We start from the raw sequence: 7,847 nt of genomic DNA on the forward strand, positions 1-7,847 counted from the left end.
GGCCCGGGGGCTGATCCGGCGCGGGGGGTGAGGGGCGGGGGTGCGGGGCGGGGTGACGGCGCGGAGGCCGGGGGAACGGCGGGCGTAGGGTGGTCGGCGACCTCGTGTGCCATGTGATCGGAGGATCCCCGGATGGCCGTCCGACTCGACGAACTCGCCGTGCCCGTGATCGGCGCACCGATGGCCGGCGGGGCGACCACGCCCGAGCTGGTGGCCGCGGTCAACGCGGCGGGCGGGCTGGGCTTCCTGGCCGCCGGTTACCGGAGTGCCGCCGCCATGGCCGAACAGATCGAGCTGACCCGGAAGGTGACGGACGGTCCGTTCGGCGTGAACCTCTTCGTGCCGGCCGCGCCCGGCGACCCGGCGGCGGTCGCCGCCTACCGGGAGCGGCTGCGGCCCGAGGCGGAGCGGCACGGGGTCGTGCTGCCGGAGGCGATCGGGCCGGACCGGGACGACTGGGACGCCAAGATCGCCGCGCTGCTCGCCGGGCCGGTCGCGGTGGTCTCGTACACCTTCGGGCTGCCCGCCGCCGAGGAGGCGCGGGCGCTGCGGGCGGCGGGGGTGTTCCAGGTGGGCACGGTGACCACGCCGGAGGAGGCCCGGCGGGCCGAGGCGGTCGGGATGGACGCGCTGTGCGTGCAGGGCCCGGAGGCGGGCGGGCACCGGGCCACCCACGGGGTCGCGGACCGGCCGGGGGAGGTCCCGCTGCTCGCGCTGCTGGCCGAGGTGCGGGCGGTGACGGGGCTGCCGCTGGTCGCGGCGGGCGGGCTGGCCGACGGGGTGTCGGTCGCGGCCGCGCTGCGGGCCGGGGCGGTGGCGGTCCAGCTGGGGACGGCGCTGCTGCGGGCGGACGAGGCGGGTACCTCGGCGGCGCACCGGGCGGCGCTGACGGAGTTCGAAGCGACGGCGGTGACCCGGGCGTTCACCGGGCGCCCGGCGCGGGGTCTGCGCAACGCGTTCATCGACCTGTACGGGCCGTACGCGCCCGCCGCCTATCCGGAGGTGCACCATCTGACCCAGCCGCTGCGGGCGGCCGCGGCCGCCCGCGGTGACACCGGGGCGATGCACCTGTGGGCCGGGACGGGACACCGGGCGGCACGGAGCGGCCCGGCGGCGGGGGTGGGAGGAGGCGGGGGCCGCCGGGCGGTGAGCCCGGCGGCCCTGCGGCCGTTCCCGGGGGCCTGTCTCCTGGACCCGGTGTTCCGGGTCCAGGAGACAGGCCCCCTGACGGTGCCGGCCCGACCGCCGTGGGGCCGGCAACCGCGGGCTCAGCCGAGCAGTTCGGCCATCCAGGCCTCGATGGCCGGGACGCTGCGGGGCAGCGCGCCGGACATCAGCCGGGCGCCGTCGGCGGTGACGACCAGGTCGTCCTCGATCCGGACGCCGATGCCGCGCAGCTCGGCGGGGAGGGTCTCGTCGTCTGGCTGGAGGTAGAGGCCGGGCTCGACGGTGAGCACGTGGCCCTCCTCCAGGACGGCGTCCAGGTACGTCTCGGCGCGGGCCTTGGCGCAGTCGTGGACGTCGAGGCCGAGCATGTGGCCGGTGCCGCAGAGGGTGTAGCGGCGGTAGAGGCCGCTGTCCTCGGCGAGCGCCTCCTCGGCGGAGACGGGCAGCACGCCCCAGTCGGCGAGGCCCTCGGCGATGACCCGAGCGGCCGCGGCGTGGAAGTCGCGGAAGCGGGCGCCGGGGCGCAGGGTGTCGATGCCGGCCTGCTGGGCGGCGAGCACCAGCTCGTAGACCTGGCGCTGGACCGGCGTGAAGGTGCCGCTCAGCGGGAGGGTGCGGGTGATGTCGGCGGTGTAGAGGGTGTCGGTCTCGACACCGGCGTCCAGCAGCAGCAGGGAGTTCGGGTCGAGCGCGCCGTCGTTGCGGATCCAGTGCAGGACGCCGGCGTGGGCGCCGCTGGCGGCGATGGTCTCGTAGCCGATGCCGTTGCCCTCGGCGCGGGCGCGGAGGTTGAACACACCCTCGATCCAGCGCTCGCCGCGGTGGTGGCGCAGGGCGGCGGGCAGGGCGCGGACGACGTCCTCGAAGCCGAGCACGGTGTGGTCGACGGAGAGCTGGAGCTGCTCCACCTCCCAGGTGTCCTTGACCAGTCGCAGTTCGGACAGCACGGCGGCGAAGAGGCCGTCGGCGTCGACGAGCGCGGCGGGGCCGGGGCGGCCGGTGGCGGCGTCGAGCTCGGGGTCGACGCCGGCCAGCACCCGGGTGGCGGGCTGCGGGCCGGTGAGCAGCTTGTCCAGCTCGTCGAGGTGCTCGACGCGCACGCCGGTGAGCCGGGCGGCCTCGTCGAGGTCGGGGCGGCGGCCGACCCAGAACTCGCCGTAGCGGCGGTCGCGGAAGAACTCGGCGCCGCGCACCGGGTCGGCGCCGCCGCGGGGGGAGCGGGGCCGCAGGTAGAGGACGGGCTCGTGGCCGTCGGGGCCGGTCGGCTCCAGGACGAGCACGTGGCCGACCTGGTCCTCGCCGGTGAGGCCGGTCAGCCAGGCGTAGGCGCTGTGCGGGCGGAAGCGGTAGTCGACGTCGTTGCTGCGGACCTTGAGCCGGCCGGCCGGGACGATCAGGCGCTCGCCGGGGAAGGCCGCGGACAGCCGGGTGCGCCGCCCGGGGGTGACGGCGTAGCCGGGGACGCGGTCCTCGGCCGGGAGCGGGGTGGGGGCCCAGGAGGTGCCCATGAAGGCGTTGAGCGCGGCGGACACCGGGAGGTCGTGGCTTCCGGTGTTGAGGCCGGTCTGACGGAGGGTCACCGGGTACTCCTAAACGCGTGGTGCGAAGTCGGGGGAGGAGGGGCTGCACGGACACATCTCGGTAACGGGTGGCGTCACCTCTTGTGCAGTGCAATTTCACATTACTATGTTACGGGTCACACCGCGGAGCGGCTAGACCCCCTGAGGTCGCCCTCCCGGCCGGGCCCCGGATCCACCCCCGGGGTTGGACGACGGGCCTTCTCGGCGGGCCCCCCACTGCGGAGTCAGATATGAACAGGCGTACCCAGACCGCCCTCGCGGCGGCCATCGCGGCGGCACTCACCCTCGGGCTCGGCGCCTGCGGAAGCAAGGACAAGAGCGACAGCGGCTCCGGCGACACCGCCGCTGCCAGCTCCACCAAGGGACCCGGTGCCGACACCGGCACGGCCGTGGGCGGCACCCCGGTCAAGGGCGGCACCCTGACCGTGCTGACCAACCAGGACTTCGCCCACCTCGACCCGGCCCGCAACTGGACCCTGCCGCAGATGGACTTCGGTACCCGGCTGATCTACCGCACCCTGGTCACCTTCAAGGCCGAGCCCGGTGACGCCGGCAACCAGATCGTCCCCGACCTGGCCACCGACACCGGCCGCCCGTCCGACGGCGGCAAGACCTGGTCCTTCACCCTGCGCGACGGGCTGAAGTACGAGGACGGCTCGCCGATCAAGTCGTCCGACATCAAGTACAACGTCGAGCGCTCGTTCTCCCCGGACCTCACCGGTGGCCCCGACTACGCGGCCCAGTACCTGGCCGGCGGCGAGAACTACAAGGGCCCGCTGACCGGCGAGCACCTGGCGAGCATCGAGACGCCGGACGACAAGACCATCGTCTTCCGCCTCAAGCGCCCGGTCGCCGAGTTCGCCTACACCGCGACCCTGCCCACCTTCGCGCCGGTGCCGCCGGCCCAGGAGAAGGGCACCCAGTACGACATGCGGCCGTTCTCCTCCGGCCCGTACAAGATCGAGAGCTACGACCGCGGCAAGCAGCTGGTGCTGGTCCGCAACAGCAACTGGGACGCGTCCACGGACCCGATCCGCAAGGCCTACCCGGACAAGATCGTCGTCACCCAGGGCCTCAAGGGCGGCCAGGTCGACGACCGCATCATCGCCAGCGACGGCGCCGACGCCTCCGCGATCGAGATGCCCTGGATGCGCCCCGAGTCGGTCGCGAAGGTGCTGCCCAAGGCCGACGTCAAGGCCCGCATGGTGGCCGAGCGCACCGGCTGCACCGACAGCCTCTACCTCAACACCTCCAAGGCGCCGTTCGACGACCCGAAGGTCCGCGAGGCCGTCATGTGGGCGGTCGACCGCGAGGCCCAGGTCACGGCCTTCGGCGGCCCCGCGATCGCCGACGTCGCCACCTCCTTCCTGCCGCCGTCGCTGACCGGCGGCGTCAAGGCCGACCCGCTGAAGATCCCGGCCGCCGGCGACGCGGCGAAGGCCAAGGACCTGCTCAAGGCGGCCGGCAAGACCGACCTCAAGGTCTCCCTCACCGTCTCGCTCGGTGACAAGACCCGCGGCGAGGCCGTCCAGCAGTCGCTGTCCAAGGCCGGCATCCAGGTCACCGTCAACACCGTCGACCCGTCGGCGTTCACCGACACCCTCGGCGACGCCAAGGCCGCGCCCGAGCTGACCATCAACGGCTGGTGCCCGGACTACCCGTCCGGTGCCACCTTCCTGCCCTTCCTGTTCGACGGCCGCACCATCAAGGACAAGGGCAACCAGGGCAACTACAGCCAGTTCCGCGACCAGGCCACCATGGACGAGATGGACCGCATCGCGGCCCTCCCGGACGTGAACGAGGCCAACGAGGCCTGGAAGAAGCTGGACGAGGCGCTCCTGCAGAAGGCCCCGGCCGTCCCGCTCATGTGGCAGCGCCGCGCGCTGCTGGTCGGCACCAACGTGGCCGGCGCCTTCGGTGCCCCGGGCTACGCCGGCATGATCGACATGGCCACCGTCGGTCTCAAGGACCCCGCCAAGAGCCAGGGCTGAGGAACCGTCCGTCATGAGCACCACTACGACTGAGCCCGCCGCCGCGCCCGTCGCGGCGGCGGGCCCCGCGAAAGCCTCCGGGCGCGGGCCCTGGCGGCTGGTCTGGGACCAGCTGTGGGCCAAGGGCTCCGCCCGCTTCGGCCTGATCATGGTCGTCCTCCTCGTCCTGATGGCCGTGCTGGCCGGCCCGCTGAGCGCGCTCGGCGGCTGGAACGCCGAGGAGTTCGACAAGCGCGCCGTCGACGCCTACCTGGGCGGCCTGCCCAAGGGCGACTTCGGCGGCGTCGGCGCCCGGCACTGGTTCGGCGTCGAGCCGGCCACCGGCCGCGACCTGTTCGCCCGGGTCCTGCACGGCGGCCAGGTGTCGCTGCTGATCGCGTTCGTCGCCACCGCCGTCGTCGTCGTCGCCGGCACCCTGGCCGGCATCGCGGCCGGCTACTTCGGCGGCCGCATCGACAGCATGCTGTCCCGGCTGATGGACCTCACGATGTCGTTCCCGTCGCTGATCTTCATGATCGCGATGATGTCGGTGGCCAGGGACGTCAACCGGATCCTGCTGATGACCGTGGTCATCGGCCTGTTCGGCTGGCCCGGCGTGGCCCGCGTCGTCCGCGGCCAGACCCTCTCGCTCAAGCACCGCGAGTACGTCGAGGCGGCCAAGGTCGGCGGCGCCCGGTCCTGGCGCATCCTCACCCGGGAGATCCTGCCCAACGTCTCCGGGCCGATCATCGCCTACACCACCCTGCTGATCCCCGGCATGATCGCCACCGAGGCCGCGCTCTCCTACCTCGGCGTGGGCGTCCGGCCGCCGACCCCCTCCTGGGGGCAGATGATCGCCGAATCGATCGTCTTCTACGAGACCGACCCGACGTACTTCCTCATCCCGACGGTCTTCCTGTTCGTCGCCGTCCTCGCCTTCACCCTGCTCGGTGACGCGCTGCGCGACATCCTCGACCCGAAGGGAGGACGGTCGTGATCCTCTACCTCGGGCGCCGGCTGCTCGGCGTCGCCGGCATCCTGCTGGCCATCTGCGCCATCACCTTCACCATCTTCTACCTGCTGCCCAACGACCCGGCCGCGGCCGCCTGCGGCAAGACCTGCAGCCCCGAGCGGCTGGCCGAGGTCAAGGCCGCGATGGGCCTGGACAAGCCCGTCTGGGAGCAGTTCTTCGTCTACCTCCTGGGCATCGTCGCCGGCCGCGACTACGGCAGCGGAGCCAGCGCCACCCACTGCGGCTTCCCCTGCCTCGGCTACTCCTACGAGTACTCGCTGCCGGTCTGGGACCTGCTGGTCGACCGCCTGCCGGTGTCGGTCTCGCTCGCCATCGGCTCGGCCGTGCTCTGGCTGCTGCTCGGCCTCAGCGCCGGCATCACCTCGGCGCTGCGCAAGAACACCGTCATCGACAAGGTCCTCACCGTCCTGTCGGTCGGCGCCGCCTCGCTGCCGGTCTACTTCACCTCGATCATGCTGATCTGGGGCGTGGTGCGGACCGCGGGCCTGCTGCCCTACCCCGCGTACCACAACCTCACCGACAACCCGCTGTCCTGGGCCTCCAACCTGCTGCTGCCCTGGACCGCCCTGGCGCTGCTCTACGCGGCCCAGTACGCCCGGCAGAGCCGGACCTCGATGATCGAGGCGATGGCCGAGCCGTACATCCGCACCGCCCGCGCCAAGGGCATGCCGGCGCTCACCGTCACCGTCAAGCACGGTCTGCGCTCCGGCATGACGCCGATCCTCACCATCTTCGGCATGGACCTCGGCGGCCTGCTGGCCGGTGCCGTCATCACCGAGTCGATCTTCGGTCTGCCCGGTATCGGACGCCTCTTCTACGACGGCCTGCTCCGCTCCGACCAGCCCGTCATCCTCGGCGTCACCCTGCTCGCGGCCTTCTTCATCGTCGTCGCGAACCTGCTGGTCGACGTGCTCTACGCGTACGTCGACCCGAGAGTGAGGTACTGATGACGTCGTTGTTGGAGGTCGAGGACCTCAAGGTCACCTTCGACACCCCGCGCGGCACCGTCCGGGCCGTCGACGGCATCAACTTCACCGTCGAGGCCGGGAAGACCCTCGGCCTGGTCGGCGAGTCCGGCAGCGGGAAGTCCGTCACCTCGCTCGCCGTCATGGGCCTGCACCGCGGCGCCCGGGTCGGCGGCTCGATCAGGCTCGACGGCCAGGAGCTCAACGGCCTGGGCGAGAAGCAGCTCGGTGCCGTCCGCGGCCGGAGGATCGCCATGATCTTCCAGGACCCGCTGTCCAGCCTGCACCCCTTCTACCCGGTCGGGGAGCAGATCGCCGAGCACTACCGGGTGCACTTCAAGGCCTCCCGCAAGGCCGGCCGCGAGCGCGCCGTCGAGATGCTCGCCGAGGTGGGCATCCCCGAGCCGGCCCGCCGGGTCGACGAGTACCCGCACCAGTTCTCCGGCGGCATGCGCCAGCGCGTGATGATCGCCATGGCGCTCGCCTGCGAGCCGGAGCTGCTGATCGCCGACGAGCCGACCACCGCGCTCGACGTCACCGTCCAGGCCCAGATCCTCGACCTGATCGCCAGGATCCAGGAGCAGCGCGGACTCGGCGTCGTGATGATCACCCACGACCTCGGCGTGGTCGCCCGGGTCGCCCACGAAGTGCTCGTCATGTACGGCGGCCGCGCCGCCGAACAGGCGCCCGTGGACCGGCTGTTCGCCGCCCCCGCGCACCCGTACACCCGCGGGCTGCTCGACTCGCTGCCCCGTCTGGACGACACCGACGACGCCCCGCTGCGGGCCATCCCCGGCAGCCCGCCGTCGCTGATCGCCCCCGCCCCCGGCTGTTCCTTCGCACCGCGCTGCGCCCGCACCATCGCCGCCGCCGCCGAGGAGCACGCCCGCTGCCTGTCCGAGCGGCCGGAGTTCGGCCCGCTCGCCCCCGGCCACCAGGCCGCCTGTCACCTGCCGCTGGTGCCGGAAGGAGTCCTGGGATGACCGAACCCCTGCTGACGGTCCGGGATCTGGTGAAGACCTTCCCCGGCCGCCGCTCACGCACCGGCAAGCCCGGCGCCCCGATCAGGGCGGTGGACGGCGTCAGCTTCGACGTCGGCGCCGGCGAGACGCTCGGCCTGGTCGGCGAGTCC

General features: G+C 72.9%; 5 protein-coding genes and 2 pseudogenes. 6 read left to right on the plus strand and 1 reads right to left on the minus strand.

The genetic code is table 11. The features are described 5' to 3' along the window. Positions 1 to 132: 132 nt before the first annotated feature. Positions 133 to 1,098, plus strand: a pseudogene (locus tag VR45_RS44505) (nitronate monooxygenase); the annotation flags it as partial. 170 nt (positions 1,099 to 1,268) lie between these two features. On the opposite strand, the gene VR45_RS27460 reads toward VR45_RS44505, so the two are convergent. Further along, positions 1,269 to 2,747 (minus strand): aminopeptidase P family protein, encoded by a 1,479-nt coding sequence (locus VR45_RS27460; RefSeq protein WP_045942530.1) that lies wholly within the window; start codon positions 2,745 to 2,747, stop codon positions 1,269 to 1,271. 230 nt (positions 2,748 to 2,977) lie between these two features. Between VR45_RS27460 and VR45_RS27465 the strand changes: the two genes are divergently transcribed. The 5 genes and pseudogenes from VR45_RS27465 to VR45_RS45990 all read left to right on the plus strand — a co-directional run. Further along, on the plus strand, positions 2,978 to 4,738 hold the full coding sequence (locus VR45_RS27465; protein WP_045942531.1) for an ABC transporter substrate-binding protein: 1,761 nt from the start codon (positions 2,978 to 2,980) through the stop codon (positions 4,736 to 4,738). 13 nt (positions 4,739 to 4,751) lie between these two features. Continuing rightward, positions 4,752 to 5,714: an ABC transporter permease gene (locus VR45_RS27470; protein WP_045942532.1), complete on the plus strand. Its 963-nt coding sequence runs from the start codon at positions 4,752 to 4,754 to the stop codon at positions 5,712 to 5,714. Then, positions 5,711 to 6,697 (plus strand): ABC transporter permease, encoded by a 987-nt coding sequence (locus VR45_RS27475; RefSeq protein WP_045942533.1) that lies wholly within the window; start codon positions 5,711 to 5,713, stop codon positions 6,695 to 6,697. Before VR45_RS27470 ends, VR45_RS27475 begins: the two co-directional genes overlap by 4 nt. Next, entirely contained in the window at positions 6,697 to 7,698 is a 1,002-nt protein-coding gene (locus VR45_RS27480) for an ABC transporter ATP-binding protein (RefSeq protein WP_045942534.1), read from the plus strand. The genes VR45_RS27475 and VR45_RS27480 overlap by 1 nt, the downstream gene beginning before the upstream one ends. After that, positions 7,695 to 7,847 (plus strand): annotated as a pseudogene (locus VR45_RS45990) (peptide ABC transporter ATP-binding protein); the annotation flags it as partial. The gene VR45_RS27480 and the pseudogene VR45_RS45990, both read left to right, overlap by 4 nt.

The sequence above is a fragment of the Streptomyces sp. NRRL S-495 genome, assembly GCF_000966955.1.
Taxonomy (GTDB): domain Bacteria; phylum Actinomycetota; class Actinomycetes; order Streptomycetales; family Streptomycetaceae; genus Kitasatospora; species Kitasatospora purpeofusca.

Excerpts from the sequence above, each read along its gene's own strand:
- VR45_RS27465 (WP_045942531.1), top strand. The coding sequence starts at position 2,978 with ATGAACAGGCGTACCCAGACCGCCCTCGCGGCGGCCATCGCGGCGGCA.
- VR45_RS27480 (WP_045942534.1), top strand. The coding sequence starts at position 6,697 with ATGACGTCGTTGTTGGAGGTCGAGGACCTCAAGGTCACCTTCGACACC.
- VR45_RS27470 (WP_045942532.1), top strand. The coding sequence starts at position 4,752 with ATGAGCACCACTACGACTGAGCCCGCCGCCGCGCCCGTCGCGGCGGCG.